Raw genomic sequence first — 17,426 nt, 5'->3', positions numbered from 1 at the left:
GAGGCATACATATGGCTGTAAACTATATTTGCAGGCACTGCAAGACGTCAATGGGGTCGCTTGAAAGTACAACGGTAACTGAGCAACAGCTTGGTTTCCATTTCTTGACCCCCGAAGAGCGCAACGATATAATAGCGTATGACTTAAATGGAAATGTAACGGTGAAGGTTGTTTGTGATTACTGCAACGAAGCGCTGCATACAAATCCTGACCTAATGCTGGTCAGCAACCCTCTACAATAGAACAATTTGTATAGCAGTCTGCGAGAATAAGCTATGCCGTCATAGGACGGCTGTAGCTGTTTTTGCGTGGGCAAGCTCAGCGTCGGTCTAATAGAATTTTGGTTGTGTAAAGAAATGAGGTGCCGCAAACGTTGAAAGCACTAATTAAAGCTTTTGCTACGGATTCGGATGTACAATCGATAATATCCGGTATCCGCAAAGGAATGCGTGAACAAATGGTATCCGGTCTCGCTGGGTCGTCTAGACAAGTGCTAATTGCTGCACTTGAGGAAGCCATCGAACGTCCGATGCTAGTTGTGACGCATAATATGTTCTCCGCACAGAAAATTGCGGAGGATCTACAGGAATGTTTATCAGCCGAAAAGGTGCTGCTGTATCCTGCGAATGAGCTAATGGCTGCGGAAGCTGCGATCTCGAGTCCCGAGACGCTGGCGCAGCGAATGGATGTGCTGATCAAGCTGTCCAAAGGCTATCGCGGGATTGTTGTTGTGCCGTTTTCTGGTGTTCGGCGTTACTTGCCGATCAGCAGTGTCATGGCAGATGCACAAATAGCAGTATCCGCAGGGCAAACGCTACCTCTTGACGGCTTCTTGCGTCAGATGACAGCGTTAGGCTATGTTCGAGCTGATCGTGTGGAAGCTAGAGGTGAAATGAGTGTTCGCGGCGGAATAGTCGATTTCTACCCGCTGACTGCATCTCAAGCTTATCGAATAGAGTGGTTCGGCGATGATATCGATTCAATTCGAACATTCGATCCTGCCGACCAACGTTCTTCTGATCGCTTGGAATCATACGTCATTACTCCATGCCAAGAAATAATTGCAGACATCACTCGAATGGTATCCGCAGCTAACCATGCTGGCGGCTTGCTCGAGCGTCAATTGGAAAAAATGACAGATCGTACAGCTAAGGATCGACTTCGTGCGGAAATCGGCGGTGAACTGGATAAATTAAGAGATCATGTGCACTTTCCTGAAATCTATAAATATATTTCACTACTGTACCCAGAGCGTCAAACGATTCTGGATTACATGCCAGCAGATACACTGCTTATATTAGATGAGCCCACACGGTTGATAGAGACAGCTAAACAGCTTGAACGAGATGAGAGCGAATGGGCAATTCATTTACTTCAAAATGGAAAGTCACTTCCTAGTCTAGCGCTTGCGAGAGATACGGACGAGATTTTACATCACCGTACGTTCCCTACACTGTTTTTGTCACTGTTTCTAAGGCAAGTTCCGCATAGTCAGCCGCAAAATATTTTGAATATGACTAGCCGCTCTATGCAAAATTTTCATGGGCAGATGAATGTGCTCAAAGCAGAGATGGAGCGATGGAAAAAGATTGGTGCAACCGTCATGATGCTCGCTGGCAACACAGAGCGAATGGATCGGATTCGTCGTGTGCTGGATGATTACGGAATAGATCCGCCAGTACTGCTCGAGGGTAATCTTCAGCAAGGATTTGAATTGCCATCTTCACATTTAGTCGTTATTACAGAAGGTGAGATGTTCTCACAGAAGCAGCGTAAGCAGCGGCGTATTGATAAGAAAATGGATAATGCCGAACGTATTAAAAGCTATACCGAACTGAAGGTTGGCGATCATGTCGTTCATCATAATCATGGTATCGGTAAATATGTTGGTATCGGTACGCTTGAAATCGGCGGTATTCACCGCGATTACTTGCACATCCTATACGCTGGCGGAGATAAGCTGTCCGTTCCGATTGAGCAGATCGATATGATCCAGAAATATGTAGGCAACGAAGATAAGGAGCCTAAGGTCAGCAAGCTGGGCGGAAGTGAATGGACAAAGGCTAAGAGCAAGGCGAGAGCTTCTGTTCAAGATATTGCTGATGATCTTATTAAGCTATATGCACAGAGACAATCTACTACTGGCTATTCATTTGGTGAGGATACGAGCTATCAACAGGAATTTGAAGCGATGTTCCCATATGATGAGACACGGGATCAGCTTCGTGCGATAGAAGAGATTAAGAGAGACATGGAGAAGGACCAGCCCATGGATCGTTTGTTATGCGGCGATGTTGGGTACGGCAAGACTGAAGTTGCAGTTCGTGCTGCGTTCAAGGCAGCGATGGACAGTAAGCAAGTTGCTGTTCTTGTACCTACAACGATTTTGGCACAGCAGCATTATGAAACTTTCCGTGAACGTTTCGCTGGTTACCCTATCAATGTTCAGGTGTTGAGCCGTTTTCGCTCTCGCAAAGAGCAGAATGACACGATGAAGGGTCTGAAAAACGGTACAGTAGATGTCGTCATTGGAACACATCGACTGTTGTCGCAAGATATTATTTTCAAATCGCTCGGACTGCTTATCGTCGACGAAGAGCAACGATTTGGTGTATCGCATAAAGAAAAGTTGAAGAAGCTAAAGACAAATGTAGACGTTTTGACACTTACAGCTACACCAATTCCACGTACGCTACATATGTCCATGCTTGGTGTTCGTGATCTGTCCGTTATTGAGACACCGCCAGAGAACCGGTTCCCTGTGCAAACTTATGTTGTGGAGTACAGTCCAACACTTGTACGGGAGTCAATTGAAAGAGAGCTTGCTAGAGGTGGTCAGGTTTATTACTTGTACAACCGAGTACAAGGCATTCATCAAATGGCGGAAGCTATTAATGCGCTTGTACCAGATGCAAAAGTGTCTGTAGGCCACGGGCAGATGACTGAGCAGGAGCTGGAGAAGACGATTCTGGACTTCCTTGATGGTGAGTCGGATGTACTGGTCAGCACTAGCATTATTGAGACAGGCGTCGATATACCAAATGTAAATACACTTATTGTCCATGACGCGGACAAGATGGGACTGTCCCAGTTGTACCAACTCCGTGGACGTGTAGGACGGTCCAATCGGATCGCTTACGCCTACTTTACTTACCAACGAGACAAAGTGCTCACTGAAGTAGCTGAGAAGAGACTGCAATCGATCAAGGAGTTTACGGAGCTAGGTTCCGGATTTAAGATTGCGATGCGTGACCTTTCCATTCGCGGAGCGGGTAATTTGCTTGGCGCAGAGCAACATGGGTTCATTGCATCAGTCGGTTTCGACATGTATTCCCAGATGCTGGCTGATGAAATCGCGAAGCGCAAGGCAGAGATGAGTGGCGAAGAGGTACAGGTAGATAAACCGGTCAGCACGATTATCGATATTAGTGTTGATGCTTACTTGCCTTCGGATTATATTTACGACAGTATCCAGAAGATTGAAATTTATAAGAAGGTTGCAGCTGTTAAAACCTTTGAGGAATCCGATGATCTCATTGACGAGTTAGTGGACCGTTTCGGTGATCTTCCGCAAGCAGTGAGTAATCTAATGTCTGTTGCTCGTCTCAAAATTTATGGCGCTCAATATGGTATTGAAATGGTTAGCCAAAAGGGAGACGACCTGCAGTTTAAGTTGATCGCTACGCAAACAGGTAAAATTATACGGAAAAAAGTAGATCAGCTTTGTATGAGCTTGGAAAATAGGTTTAAGCAAAATGGAGAGCAGGAACCGCCATCTATTCTACTCAGAGGAAAAGGCCTGAATATGGAGCAAAAGCTCCATTTATCAGAGAAGTTCATGTCAGGTTTTAGTGATGCGTTAGTAAAGAAAGAAGAGCTGCAGAACGCGACCTCTTAGACGAAATTGGCTTTTAGGGTTCCTTTTCTGCTACAATAAAAAGTAAGTTTATAATCTGAAAGGGGATTCAACATGTTGCACAGTACACGCAAATCGGCATGGCGCAGAAGCGCGCTGCTCGTTATCTCGGCGGTGCTCGTCATGACGATGCTCGCGGCATGCGGTAGTGATAAAGATGAGCCTAAAAGTGGTAATGGGAAATCAGCTCATTCTTTAACATTTAAGGACGTAAGTGAAGGAGAAGTTGTCGCTACGTATAAGGATGGCAAGGTAACGAAGTCTGAGTTCGACAAATACCTTACAATCTTCGGAATTTCACAGCCTACTTACGAGCAAGTTATTGCAATGCCACAATTTCAGCAAATGATTCTTGAGCAATATGTTTCTTACAAGGTTCTTGGCAGCAAAGCTTCTGAGAAATCGTTGAAGAAAGCAAGTGAAGAGGTAGACAAACAGCTTAAGGAATACACAGAAGGTTTGAAAACGAACACAGAGCTTGCAGCTAAAGTTGCTGAGAAAAAAGTGACTACCGATGATATCGCTACGTTCCTAATGCTCACTTCTGCTGTAGTTGTTCATATGAATGATCAAGTAACGGACGCAGATATTACAAAATCCTTCGATACAATGAAGGCTGATTTTGCAGTTTCTACAGTCCGTCATATTCTAGTAGGTACAACTGAAACAAATCAACAAACTGGTGAGAAAAAAGAGCTTCGTAAAGAAGACGTAGCACTTGCTCGCGCAAAAGAAGTAAAAGCGAAGCTTGATGCAGGCGGTGACTGGAATGCTCTTGCTAAAGAATATTCCGATGACCCAGGTTCTAAGGAAAAAGGCGGACTTTATGAGAAAGCTGAAGGTAAGAATTGGGTAGAGCCGTTCAAAAAAGCAGTAGTTGAACAAAAAGTTGGCGTTGTTGGCGAGCCAGTGAAAACTGACTTTGGCTACCATGTCATAAAAGTTGAAAAACGTGAAGATCCTGTGTACAAAAAATTGTCTGATGAAAATAAGGAAATTGTGAAGAGCGCAGCAGCGTACACTTACATGGAGAAATTCATGAAAGATGAAATGCCGAAGCAAGAACTAAAAATTACACTTCCTGAAGTAGCTCCAACCGAAGGTGCCGAGGGTACCGAAGTTAAACCTAGTGAAGTTCCTGCAAAGTAAAAACAAAGCAGGTATAGCTTAGTGAAAAATGGACAAGACCGTTTTGCCAGCAAAGGTTTGCTGGTGAGGCGGTCTTGTTTGTTTCGGATTGTGTTTGGGAAGTGTATATAAGGGGTAAAGCGGAATGAATTGACTGGATTGGATTCGTGCATAAGAAACTGGGAGCGGATGAATACTATGGTCAGATTCAAATTCTTCATCGAAGGATCTTATCTCATCGTTACCAGATCAGGGTGCGTGACCCCATTATAGTGACATAATGCTGCGAAGATATCTGGTAAGGGATTACAACAGCCGCGTAAGACGCGGCCACACATCTTGGGAAAAGCGTCGAGGGTATCGTGCCATCTCGCCATATACTCAATGATGTTTCTCATACAGGCAAAATCCAGTCGGTTCAAAATCCTCTAGGAAAGTGGGGCAACAAGAAATGAAAGCAACTGGAATAGTACGTCGCATCGATGATCTCGGTCGTGTGGTGATTCCGAAGGAGATCCGCCGTACATTGCGGATTCGTGAAGGAGACCCGTTGGAAATATTCGTAGACCGTGATGGCGAAGTTATTTTGAAAAAATACTCTCCAATTGGAGAGTTGGGTGACTTTGCAAAAGAATATGCGGAATCGTTGTTTGAAAGCACTGGTCATATTACGTTGATAACGGATCGTGACACCATTATTACGGTAGCGGGGGCTTCCAAAAAAGAGCTGTTGGACAAGTCCGTTGGGTCTACATTGGAATCCTGTATGGATAACCGTAAAACGGTAGCGGAAGTTAATGGCGGTACTTTTGAAATTGTGAAGGATGTTCAGGAGCCATATACTTCATTTGTCATAGCGCCAATCATCGCAGGCGGTGATCCAATCGGAACGGTTGTGCTACTAAGCAAAGAAGATTCCGTTAAGATGGGTCAGATGGAGACGAAGATGGCAGAAACAGCTGCTGGCTTCTTAGCGAAGCAGATGGAACAGTAGCGAACATAGTGTCCATAACGGCTAGGAATACGATCATAGCCATTGTTCATTAGATCGCAGTCAACAGGAAAACTGTTCTCACATATGGTTGGTTATAATAGCTTCTCCTTCCCGATATAAGCTCGGGCTGGGGAAGCTTTTTTTCTATCCGCCTCAAATTACGGTATAATTATTAATCATGGGATATTTGGGGAGCAGGGGAATGAATAATGAGCCGTAATTCTGTGGGCAAGCAACCGATGCGGCTGTTGAAGAACGGTGTCATGGTTATGGCCGGCGCTGCACTTCTATCGAAGCTAATCGGTGCGCTGCAGAAAATACCACTACAAAATTTAGCGGGGGATCGGGTATTCGGTATTTATAATGCAGTGTATCCGTTTTACCAGCTTATAGCGGTGCTGGCTACGGCGGGTTTGCCGACAGCAGTATCCATTATAATAGCGCAAAAACTGCGTGACGGGGGATCGGCGGATGAAGTGCGTCCCGCATTGATTGCAGCGATGATGCTGCTAGGAGCAACAGGGATACTTTCCTTTTGGTTCATGTGGTCGAGTGCGGAAATAACGGCTGCATGGATAGGGGACAAGTCTACCGCTGCTGCAATTCGTATGTTGTCGCTTGCGCTGCTAATTGTGCCATTCGCTGCTGTTCTTCGTGGTTATATGCAAGGAAGAAGGCGTATGGGCCTTTCAGCAGCATCACAAGTGGTAGAGCAGCTCATAAGGGTGGCCGTTATGCTGCTTGTACTGAAACTAGGTATGATAGCAGGTTGGAGCGAATCCACCCTTGCTGCAGGTGTTATGAGCGGCGCTGCTGCGGGAGCTCTTGCTTCGTTGCTGTTGCTCGTATTGTTAGGTTGGCGAATGAAGGAAGCTCGGGAACGGCTTGCCTCATTTGTTCCTCGTCAATTGTTTCGAGAGATGAGAGTGCTCATCATACTGGCTGTCCCGGCTACACTTGCAGCACTTGTTATTCCGGCAATTGGCGTAGTGGACGCATTTATGGTGCCTCGATTATTGCGAGAAAGTGGGTTAGGTGAAGCGGGTGCTATGACGATGTTCGGTATTTATAGCCGTGCTCAGCCGCTGGTGCAGTTGATTGTGATGGTAGCTGGTGCGGCTGCTGCCGCTCTAGTGCCTGGGTTGGTCGCTGCCAGATCGAGAAACGACCATAATACGCTTGGACTGCGTATGTCGCTTCTAGTTCGATTGGCTTGGACTGTAGGTGCAGCAGCAGCGGTTGGGCTTGTTCTGCTTGCGGATCCGCTTAATCGCATGCTTTACATGGATGCGAAGGGAACGGCCACCTTCGCGCTAATTGGCTGCACAGCACTAGCCGGCTGTGCTAATGCTGTATTCGCCCCCGCGCTGCAAGCGCTCGGCTCAGCGAGGGTACCGATCGCGCTGCTATTACTCGCAGCGCTGCTAAAAGGCGCGCTTAACGCCGCACTAGTGCCCTCCCTCGGCATCGAGGGAGCTGCACTCTCCGGCGTTATCGCGCTAAGCGCCGCCGCGCTGCTCGGAGCGGCGGCAATCCGCCATGCGACTGCGGGGCTCTGCCCGCCGCATGTGCGGACTGGCCGGCTGGCGGGCATTGGCCCCGCCGCCGGAGCAATTGTCGCGCTGGCGGTTATGGCCAGCGCGGTGTTGCTCACCGAGCGCGCGGTAGACGTCGTGCTCGGGTATTCGCTGTCGCCGCGGGCGACGGCGACAGCGCTTGCGCTGACGGGCGCAGCCGTCGGCGCCATTGTCTTTGCCGTCGCGGCTTTGCGCGTCGGTATTGTCAGCGCGCAGGAATGGCGCGCGCTGCCGGGCGGTGAGGCGCTTGCGAGGCGGCTTCGCAGCTTGCGACTTATTCCGCCTAGCGAGCATTAAAGATTTTGGAGGAGGCAATCCCTATGGCTAATCAATCTATCGTTATCGTCGGTCTTGGTTCCGGTGATCCCGATCAAATAACGCTTGGAGTATGGCGGAGACTACAGTCGGCAAAGCGCATTTTTGCTCGCACAGAAAAACATCCGGTTATGTCCTTGCTGCAAGAGCATGAAATAAGCTATTCAACATTTGATCATTTGTATGAACAGCATGAATCTTTTCCTGAGGTTTATGAAGCAATAGCAAGTACGCTTCTAGAAGCAGCATGTGAAAGTGTGTCTAATGGAACGGATGACGGGGATCATACGATCTTGTATGCTGTACCAGGCCATCCAATGGTTGCGGAACGGACGGTTCAATTGTTGCGCGAACGCTGTGAAGCTGCAGGGATAGACTTGCAAATCGTGGGTGGTGAAAGTTTCCTAGATGCAGCTTTCACAAGCCTCGGCATCGATCCAATTGAAGGCTTTGCGCTACTCGATGCGTCGGAACTTCAAACTTCGCAGCTGCAGCCAGGGTTGCATATGTTGATTGGTCAGGTTTATGATGTCTTTACTGCATCTGATGTGAAGTTAGCATTGATGGAGCGTTATCCTGAGGATTACGAGGTCGTTATCGGCCATGCACTTGGGGTTAAAGGTGAGGAACAAGTGATTCGTGTTCCTATCTATGAGCTTGATCGGGATCAAAGCTACGGGAATCTGTCGGTTATTTATATACCGCGTTCAGAAGATCCTTCACTTAGAAACCGAACGTTTGATCGCTTGCATGAGATTGTAGCTACTCTACGCAGTCCTGAAGGCTGTCCTTGGGATCAAGAACAGACTCATAGCTCTATTCGCAAAAACTTCATTGAGGAGCTCTACGAGGCGCTTGAGGCTCTTGATAACGATGATCCGGTTGGTATGCAAGAAGAATTCGGAGATGTTATCCTTCAAGTTATGCTTCATAGCCAGATGGAAGAGGAGATGGGATCATTCTCCGTCTACGATGTTATCCAGACATTGAACGAAAAGTTGATTTTCCGTCATCCCCATGTTTTTGGTGATCAACGTGCGGGAGACGCTCATGAGGCCTTAAACAATTGGGAAAGCATGAAAGCTGAAGAGAAGCGGCTTAATGGAACGGATGCTGCTCGCAAGTCAGAGCTAGATGGTATTCCGCCAGATCTGCCGGCTCTCATGAAAGCTTACAAGCTACAGAAGAAAGCGGCTAAGGTTGGATTTGATTGGGATGAACTTGAGCCTATGCTGGCTAAGATTGAAGAGGAGCTTCAAGAGCTCCGAGAGGCAATCGCATCAGAGGATGCAGAGAAGCAAGCCGATGAGCTTGGTGATCTGCTGTTTGCAGTTGTGAATGCATCACGTTTTATCCATGCCGATCCGGAAGAAGCTCTTTCTCGTACGAATCGAAAGTTTAAGAGCCGATTTCAATATATTGAAGAGCAACTTCGTATAAATGGCAAAACTTTTGACCAAACTGATTTACTAGAAATGGATCGTTGGTGGGATGATGCAAAACGGTTAACGTAATTAACTTTTCGCCACAATTCGCCGAAATTCCGCACTATTCCCAAAAAAATTTACAGTATGAAGCAGGATTTTGTACGTAAGAGCAGAATAAGTAATCTTCGTAAGAGCATATTTTGCCAATGGGTAAGTCGCTTTAGCGGCAGCCACAAATAACCGACATCTATTAGGAGGATATTCAAATGAACAAAACAGATTTGATCAACAATATTGCAGAAAAGAGCGGTTTGACTAAACGCGACGTAGAAGCGGTACTTAACGGCTTTCTAGGTGAAGTTACTGAAGCTCTTGCAGGCGGCGACAAAGTACAATTGATCGGTTTCGGAACTTTCGAAACTCGTAAACGTTCTGGCCGTATCGGTCGTAACCCACAAACGGGTAAAGAAATCACGATTCCTGAATCCAAAGTTCCTGCATTCAAAGCAGGCAACAAGCTTAAAGAAGCGATCAAGTAATTCATGCGCTTAGATAAATTTCTCAAGGTATCACGACTTATCAAACGCCGCACTGTCGCAAAGGATGTATCCGAGCAAGGGCGAGTATGGATTAACGGCCGCGAAGCGAAAGCAAGCAGCGCCGTCAAAGTCGGCGACGAGCTTCAAATCCAATTTGGTCAGAAGATCGTTACGGTCCGGGTAGAGAGACTTTCGGAGTCAACTCGCAAGGATGAAGCTGGCGAGCTATATACCTTGGTGAAAGAAGAACAGCGACCTCGCGAGACCGGTCTCGATTGGGAGCAGAAATAATAGCATTCAAATAGAAGGGCTGTCTCGAGGTCGCATAGACCTCGCGAGACGGTCCTTTTTGTGTTCCTTAATAGATAAGAGAAGACGAGTTCTAAATCTTGCAGAGTCCCCATAAGTTAATAGAGAAATTAACGTGACGGGGGACGAGTCTATGGTTGAACAGGGTAAGGGGCAGAAGGGTCAGCAAGATGTGAAGCTGATTAATCGGAAGCTTCTAGAGCTGACGGGAGTTGTCAACGTAGAGAGCTTTGACAGTGAAGAGTTTCTGCTAGATACGGAGCTTGGATTTCTGACTGTTACAGGGCAGAATTTGCATATTAAGCATCTTAGCCTGGAACAGGGACTAGTCGCAATTGAAGGATTAGTACATTCTCTCGCCTATTTAGATGGAGCGGCCGCGGGCAAATCCAAGGGACTGTTCGGAAAGCTGTTTAAGTGACCTTAAGCATACAATGGTTTACGGTGGCGGTTATGATGTTGTCGGGTCTTGGCATGGGCGTAGTGTTCGATAGTTATCGCGTAGTATCGAACGAGCTCCGATTTCCACGCTGGTGGTTGCCTTTGCTTGATATCATCTATTGGATGGCTGCGGCTGTAGTCGTCTTTCGGGTGTTGTATGCCAGCAACAATGGCGAGGTGCGGGCATACGTTTTCCTTGGACTAGCTGTTGGTGTCATTGTCTATTACTGGCTGCTCAGCAAGCCGATAGTCGTACTCGTAAAGTGGCTGATTCTAGCAATCGGTACTTTGATTACTTTTATATTGCGATTATTCGATATTATTATTGTGAAGCCTATCCTTTTGCTCTACAAAATAGTGAAGGTTATTTTAGGATTTGGGACTGCACTCACTATTTTCCTCCTAAAAATTGTGGTACAATTGGTTCGTCCTTTATGGCTGCTGCTATTCTGGTTGCTAAGGCCTATAACCCGTCCACTTGGACGATGGCTCGCACCCTATTGGAATCGAATGCGATTCGAGGAGCGATTAGGAAAACTGGTGTCTGCTTTTGCGAGAGGGTGGAACCGATGGTTTAGGAGGGAAAAGCATTAATGGCTACTGCGACTGCGAAGAAATCAAAAGATCGCTCACCGGCGAAGCGAAGGTACAGAATATGGATGACGTTTATCGTCTTATTCATGGGCTGGGCTACGTATACGTTATTTGGGCAGATGCAACAGCAGAAGACGACTAATGCCAAGCTCACAACCATTGAAAGTGGACTTGAAGCATCTAAATTAGAGACTGAAGCATTGAAGCGAGAGGTCGAACGATTGAACGATCCAGAATATATATCACAACTGGCTACCAAGGAGCAAGGAATGGTCAAACAGGGTGAACAACAGATATTCAGTAAATAATAGGGCGACGATTCGGGTGAACGTCTGTTGACCTTGATTCGACGATTCGGTTATAATCACGATAGAAGCAGAGCGATACTTGCGAGGCAGAATTGATTATTCATTAATAAATGCTGCTTATGATGTAAGTTTTGTTTAAAAGACAAGACTTATGCTTACGAAGTAAGTTTTGTTTTTAAAACAATGGCTTATGTTTAGTAAGTTTTGTTTTTAAAGACAATACCAAATGCTTACGAAGTAAGTTTTGTTCAAAACTTAGCTCAAATTGAGCAAGTTGTGTTTCCACAAAACTTTCGAGAGAGGAACATTTTATTTTATGGCAATTGAAGTGGGCGCCAAGTTAGAAGGAAAAGTGACGGGCATCACGCATTTTGGGGCATTTGTCGACTTGTCGGGAGGTGTCACAGGTCTAGTTCACATTTCAGAGATTGCCGATAATTACGTCAAGGACGTAAAGGATCACTTGAAGATTGAAGACGTTGTTAAAGTCAAAGTGATCAATGTGGACAAAGACGGAAAGATTGGGCTTTCTATTAAGCAAGCTGTTGACCGGCCTGAGGGCCAACAACCGCCGCAGCAACGTGAGCGTACAAGCGGTGGAAGTGGAGGACCAGGCGGAGGTAGCGGCGGTGGAGAACGTTTCAACCGAGGCGGCCAAGACCGTGGTGGCGGACGTCCCTTCAACAAGCAATCGGCTGGCAGACCGGCATACGGTAAACCGTCATTCGAGGATAAAATGTCTCGATTCTTGAAAGATAGCGAAGAGCGTATTTCTTCCCTTAAGAAGAATACGGAAGGCAAACGCGGTGGACGCGGAGCTAAGCGAGATTAATCGATAATGACTATTTCATAGATCAAGCAGAGCCCCAGCGGCTCTGCTTTTTTTGTCTTTTCTAGAAGTTTGTTAAGCGATTATTGCAAAATAGTGGACTCATTCGCCCCTCTGATGCGCTTTTGCCGACGGTGAAGGGCGTAATACTCGGCAATTACTCATTCCATGTCGATGGAAAGGAATGGAAAGTCGGTTTGGCGAATATACCTAACCCGAATAAATAGTTTTCTCCTATCCTCCTGCATTACCGACAGGTTATCGTATAGATTCGCTAAGCTATTGTAAACGGTTTCTGTTTTTTTTGTTGAATGAACTAGTGCCAATGAAAGCTTGCTGCTGTGGTCAAACTGGCTCTGGGCTTGGGATTGTAGGTTACCTGACATTGAATGCGACGCATTATCTTTTTGTCGGAAAAAACTTTTTGACATCTTCCTTTAACTGACAAATTTTATAAAGACAACCTCCTATAATGGGGAACACAATACATTCGGATTGGTGGTGTCTGTTAGTGAAGAAAGAAAGCGTATTAGGAATTCCGTCATTCAAGAAGGCTGGTTTGTTGCAGGGAGCAATTAATAAAGGGAAAGAGTGGAGGGCATTTAAAGGGTTGATCAGTGTTTTATTAGCGAAGAAATGGACGATTCTTCTTGTTGGTATTGCATTCCTGCTCGGACGAGCTGTTATATTGGAGTCGCTGATGCCGTTTGCTGCAGCCTACTTTGCTGTTATTTACTTTATGCGGCGTGATATTCACGCGTGGGTTGCTGTATCTCTTGTTGCCGGCAGCTGGCTTGCCGCAGATCCTGCTCCTATGTGGATTGCAATGGAGATTGCAGTATTATTTCTCATTATGAAGGGGCTGGAGGCATATGAGAAGGCGGAGTTATCAACTGCACCTATTCTTGTCTTTACGGCAACGTTACTCGTCCAGCTGTTCAGTGTATTTATTGGGGACACCCTTAGTTGGTATAGCTTTATGCTTGTTGTTGTTGAAGCAGCGCTTGCGTTTGTACTGACGCTCGTCTTTATTCACGCGATACCGGTCCTCACAATGACGAAGAAGTCCGCTACACTAAAGCATGAAGAAATTATTTGTGTCATGATACTGCTTGCGTCAGTAATGACGGGCGCTGTTGGTTGGGTCGTCTACGGAATGTCAGCGGAGCATGTTATGTCACGGTTCCTGCTGTTGCTGTTCGCAATGGCAGGTGGAGCACCATTAGGTGCATCGGTTGGTGTAGTCGCGGGACTTATACTCAGCTTGGCGGACTTTAGCGCTATTGTTCAAATGAGTATGCTCGCTTTCGCTGGATTACTAGCGGGACTACTGCGTGATGGAGGGAAGATGGCAGCTGCGTTTGGATTGCTGCTCGGAACATCTATTCTCTCTATTTATATAGGAACCGGTGCGGATGTGATGAGTTCCACATGGGAATCTGTTGCAGCTGCTGTTCTCCTAATGCTGACACCTCGCGGTATCATTCGTACGATAGCTCGTTATGTGCCAGGAACGAACGAGCATGTAAAGTCACAGCATGAATATGCTAAGCGGGTAAGAGAGGTGACGGCAGGCCGTGTTGTTCAGTTTTCTGACGTGTTCCGTCAATTATCCCGCAGTTTTGGTCAATTGAATGAAAATGTGACCGAATTGAAGCGTGAAGAAGAAGTAGGTCACTTTATGAATGCTGTAGCTGAACGGAGCTGTGCAAGCTGCCATCGTCAGAAATCATGCTGGGAGGATAAGTTTTATCACACACATAAGATGATGACCGAAATGATGACTTCGATAGAGGACAATCGGGTTCCGGGCACTAAGGAACAGCCGAGAACATGGACCTCTCATTGCGTAAAGTCGTCTCAGGTGCTTACAATTATGCGTCATCAGTACGAGTTGTATCAAAATAATATGCATTGGAAGAAACAAATATTCGATTCTCGTCAGCTTGTCGCTGATCAATTATTTGGTGTATCGCAGGTTATGGAGGACCTGTCTAAGGAGATTAAGCGGGAAGGTCAGACACTGCATTTGCAAGAAGAACAAATCCGGGAGGCGGTTGAAGGCTTAGGTTTATCCATACAGGGTGTTGATATTGTTAATTTGGAGGAGGGAAATGTAGAGATAGAAGTGTATCATTCGTTCGGAAGGGGCTTCGATGAATGCCGCAAAATTATTGCGCCGCTGCTTAGCGATATTTTGGGTGAACATATTGCAGTGAAGGCTGAACAAGCGCCGGCTAAGCATGGTGAACCGTCTATGGTTATCTTCGGATCAGCGAAGCAATATGAGGTGGAGACCGGAGTAGCTGGTGCGGCGAAGGGAGGAGAGCTCTTGTCGGGGGATAGCTTTAGCTTAGTGGAGCTTGGAAATGGTAAGTTTGCTGTAGCGATTAGCGATGGGATGGGTAACGGTGAGCGAGCACGACAGGAAAGCAGCGCCGCACTTTCGATTCTACAACAACTGCTACAGTCTGGAATGGACGAAAAACTAGCAGTGAAGTCGGTTAACTCTGTACTGCTGCTTCGCTCTGCAGAGGAGATGTACGCAACAGTAGATTTGGCTATCGTAGATTTGTATACGGCTCATACGACATTTATGAAGATTGGCTCTACGCCAAGCTTTATTAAACGGGGCAAAGAGGTCATTCCAATCTCAGCTAATAACCTGCCAATCGGTATTATTCAAGATATTGACGTTGATTTTATTTCTATGCAGATGCAGCCTGGCGATACACTTGTTATGATGAGTGACGGTATTTATGACGCACCAGGTCATGCTGTTAATAAAGAACTGTGGATGAAGCGCATTATTAGCGAGCTTGGTACAGATGACCCGCAGGAGATGGCAGATGCGCTGCTTGAAACAGTTGTGCGTTATCATGAGGGCGACATTGTCGATGATATGACCGTGTTAGTCGCACGCATTGACAAACATTTGCCGGAATGGGCTTCCTTCCGCTGGCCGGGTATTACAAAAATGGAGAGACCAAGGACGGTGAGTTAGAGAGGGTATGCTACTAGATCATGAAAAGAAGTGTTGGGCGAAAATAAACCACAACACGACAAAATATCGTGTTGTGGTATGTTCCACGTGTAACTTATTGACGAACAAATGACTGAATTTGCGCTAAAATTTAATGTTAACTCTTTAATTGTTGCATTGCGGCTATTGAGAAGGGAGCTTATTTTGTTTTACTTATAATAACCTGATGCAGTAACTAAAATTTGCGTGAAGTAGAGATACCGTTTTTCATACTGTTGATTTTCTAGACTCATTTCTAGGAAGCGTTCAGAATGTAAGTCTTCTTCAGTTATAACACTAGGTCTCCAAAGGCAAATATTTAGCTCATTAAAAATATAAGAATAACCTAATTCAGGATTATTACGATCATAAGGTGATAATTTATCTAATTTTGCTACGAGCTCGTCAGCTTTGGTTCTAAATACGTCAATTCCATTGTATAAACAAACGATTCCATCTTCTGTATAGTTATTTTCCAACGCAATGAAGGACAATCTGTCCTCAGAATCGTATTCAAAATGGGCAAATACACAGTTAAATAAGCTTGGACTGTGCATACGATCGGTTCTGCGTTCTTTAGAGTTGAGTTTTACAATTGCATCAACTTCTGATTTGCACATACCTATCTTGATTGGTCCAACCCCTACATTTGGTGTAATAATAAATGGTTCGAACGGTAGTTCTATTTCATAAGTTGTTTCCTCAATGGGCGGGACATGTGCTACATCTGGAATAAAGTTTGTGGTATTGGCAATCAGTAATTCTTCGAGGTTAATTACACCATTTTCTATTGAATGACCTGCATCTTCTATATATTGAATCAGTTCGGGATGATTATGAATATCTTCTCCACTAATCTCCTCAAATGTGGAGGAGGCGGAATAACGAACAATGTAATGAGACTTTATTTGTGGTGGGGCAGATTCATTACTGAGACCATATTTGGCTATTAATTCGGCTTTTACTTCGTCGGCAAGAGGTTGGTATTCAACTTTTGTTTGTTCATGCTTTGGTAATAACTGATTATTAATCTGGATAGTTGTCGAGTGGTCTAAATCAGATCGTACTTGTGATTGTTCATTTTTATTTAAACGACTATCAAAATAACCTGATACACCCACCGCTACAGTAGAGAAGTACAATCTGCGTGTTTCATCCTCTAGCTTCTTAGGACTTAGTCCCGAATCTACTGAGACTAATTTCTCTTCCGTTAAGTGATTCTCGCAACAGAGCCATAAGTTTAAATCTGGGAATATAAATGTTGATTCCAATAAAGTTTCAATACGATTATAAGAGTATGTTTTTTCTATTTCTGCTATAAACTCATCGGACTTGTTCCTAAATACATCGATACCATCGTACAAACAGATGATTTCATCGTAGAAACTCATATTTGTAATTTCAGTAAATGTTAAGAAACTTGCGGTATCATATTCAAAATGGGTAAATAAGTTTTCATATATGTTTCCACCTAAGTGATGGTGCGGGATAAGATCTTTAGAGTTGAGTTCCATGATTTCCTCTACTTCAATCTTGCTCATACCTAACTTAAACGGTCCAATACCTACGTTTGGTGTAATAATAATTGGCGCCATGAAGGGACTCCTTTAAAGGGAATTATTTACTATTCGATCATATCAAAACTGCATGAATGGCTACTCTCATTGTTTATTTTGAGCGTTCAAAAAAATATTTTTGAATTCACAGAATTTTGTGGAGGAATTTTCTATTATATAAAGAATTTATGTAAATAAGAAATTAATAATGGTAGTAATGACATAACATCGTTAGGAAAAAAGGCAAATTCGCTCGAAAGACGGAGACGCAAAGTCACAGGTCTAACATATCGGAAGTATATCGATATTATGACGGCTGGACCACTCGAAAGGATGTTTTTTTGTGCCTAAAAAGGGAAAGACGTCAAGGGGTTCATCTCAACGAAGATACAGGGATCATAATGGCAGTTATGAATTAATAAATAGGGTGATGAAAAAGGAGCTAAGGACACTGATGTTAACTATAGGACC

15 protein-coding genes and 1 riboswitch are annotated in these 17,426 nt (G+C 45.1%); of the genes, 14 read left to right on the top strand and 1 reads right to left on the bottom strand.

Annotated elements, in window-relative coordinates; translation table 11 throughout:
• Positions 1 to 11 precede the first annotated feature (11 nt).
• The 14 genes from fin (at position 12) to spoIIE (ending at position 15,381) form a co-directional block, all read left to right on the top strand.
• On the top strand, positions 12 to 242 hold the full coding sequence (gene fin, locus MFF31_RS07635) for an anti-sigma-F factor Fin (protein ID WP_238187452.1): 231 nt from the start codon (positions 12 to 14) through the stop codon (positions 240 to 242).
• Positions 243 to 361: 119 nt separating this feature from the next.
• Positions 362 to 3,898, top strand: coding sequence for a transcription-repair coupling factor (mfd, locus tag MFF31_RS07630; protein ID WP_375541280.1), 3,537 nt, complete (start codon positions 362 to 364; stop codon positions 3,896 to 3,898).
• Between the two features lie 72 nt (positions 3,899 to 3,970).
• Positions 3,971 to 5,065 carry a peptidylprolyl isomerase gene (locus MFF31_RS07625; protein WP_238187450.1) on the top strand — a complete coding sequence of 365 codons (1,095 nt, stop codon included), beginning with the start codon at positions 3,971 to 3,973 and terminating at the stop codon, positions 5,063 to 5,065.
• 430 nt (positions 5,066 to 5,495) lie between these two features.
• Positions 5,496 to 6,038, top strand: coding sequence for a stage V sporulation protein T (gene spoVT / locus MFF31_RS07620; RefSeq protein WP_238187449.1), 543 nt, complete (start codon positions 5,496 to 5,498; stop codon positions 6,036 to 6,038).
• A gap of 209 nt (positions 6,039 to 6,247) precedes the next feature.
• Positions 6,248 to 7,912: a polysaccharide biosynthesis protein gene (locus MFF31_RS07615; protein WP_238187448.1), complete on the top strand. Its 1,665-nt coding sequence runs from the start codon at positions 6,248 to 6,250 to the stop codon at positions 7,910 to 7,912.
• Positions 7,913 to 7,935: 23 nt separating this feature from the next.
• Positions 7,936 to 9,444: a bifunctional methyltransferase/pyrophosphohydrolase YabN gene (gene yabN, locus MFF31_RS07610; protein WP_238187447.1), complete on the top strand. Its 1,509-nt coding sequence runs from the start codon at positions 7,936 to 7,938 to the stop codon at positions 9,442 to 9,444.
• A 179-nt stretch (positions 9,445 to 9,623) separates the two neighbouring features.
• Positions 9,624 to 9,896 (top strand): HU family DNA-binding protein, encoded by a 273-nt coding sequence (locus tag MFF31_RS07605; RefSeq protein ID WP_238187446.1) that lies wholly within the window; start codon positions 9,624 to 9,626, stop codon positions 9,894 to 9,896.
• 3 nt (positions 9,897 to 9,899) lie between these two features.
• Positions 9,900 to 10,187 carry an RNA-binding S4 domain-containing protein gene (locus MFF31_RS07600; RefSeq protein ID WP_197938184.1) on the top strand — a complete coding sequence of 96 codons (288 nt, stop codon included), beginning with the start codon at positions 9,900 to 9,902 and terminating at the stop codon, positions 10,185 to 10,187.
• Positions 10,188 to 10,338: 151 nt separating this feature from the next.
• A complete protein-coding gene (yabP, locus tag MFF31_RS07595) occupies positions 10,339 to 10,626 on the top strand; it encodes a sporulation protein YabP (RefSeq protein ID WP_238187445.1) in 288 nt (95 codons plus the stop codon).
• The gene (yabQ, locus tag MFF31_RS07590) at positions 10,623 to 11,240 is read left to right on the top strand and encodes a spore cortex biosynthesis protein YabQ (protein WP_238187444.1); all 618 of its coding nucleotides are present in this window, start codon (positions 10,623 to 10,625) and stop codon (positions 11,238 to 11,240) included. Before yabP ends, yabQ begins: the two co-directional genes overlap by 4 nt.
• Positions 11,240 to 11,548 (top strand): FtsB family cell division protein, encoded by a 309-nt coding sequence (locus tag MFF31_RS07585; protein WP_238187443.1) that lies wholly within the window; start codon positions 11,240 to 11,242, stop codon positions 11,546 to 11,548. Before yabQ ends, MFF31_RS07585 begins: the two co-directional genes overlap by 1 nt.
• A gap of 316 nt (positions 11,549 to 11,864) precedes the next feature.
• Positions 11,865 to 12,380, top strand: a complete 516-nt coding sequence (locus MFF31_RS07580; RefSeq protein WP_238187442.1) for a S1 domain-containing RNA-binding protein — start codon at positions 11,865 to 11,867, stop codon at positions 12,378 to 12,380.
• Positions 12,381 to 12,463: 83 nt separating this feature from the next.
• The gene (locus MFF31_RS07575; RefSeq protein ID WP_248565424.1) at positions 12,464 to 12,604 is read left to right on the top strand and encodes a hypothetical protein; all 141 of its coding nucleotides are present in this window, start codon (positions 12,464 to 12,466) and stop codon (positions 12,602 to 12,604) included.
• Positions 12,605 to 12,888: 284 nt separating this feature from the next.
• The gene (spoIIE, locus tag MFF31_RS07570) at positions 12,889 to 15,381 is read left to right on the top strand and encodes a stage II sporulation protein E (RefSeq protein WP_238187441.1); all 2,493 of its coding nucleotides are present in this window, start codon (positions 12,889 to 12,891) and stop codon (positions 15,379 to 15,381) included.
• A gap of 188 nt (positions 15,382 to 15,569) precedes the next feature.
• Here the strand turns inward: spoIIE and MFF31_RS07565 are convergent, their stop codons facing one another.
• Complete coding sequence (locus MFF31_RS07565) at positions 15,570 to 16,994, bottom strand: hypothetical protein (protein WP_238187440.1); 1,425 nt, start codon at positions 16,992 to 16,994, stop codon at positions 15,570 to 15,572.
• A 193-nt stretch (positions 16,995 to 17,187) separates the two neighbouring features.
• Positions 17,188 to 17,284, top strand: a riboswitch (cyclic di-GMP riboswitch).
• The last annotated feature ends 142 nt before the right edge of the window (positions 17,285 to 17,426 follow it).

Source organism: Paenibacillus sp. L3-i20 (assembly GCF_022180385.2).
Classification (GTDB): Bacteria; Bacillota; Bacilli; order Paenibacillales; family Paenibacillaceae; genus Pristimantibacillus.
The sequence above is the reverse complement of the archived record's forward strand: the minus strand, read 5'-3'. Positions and strand labels throughout refer to the sequence as shown.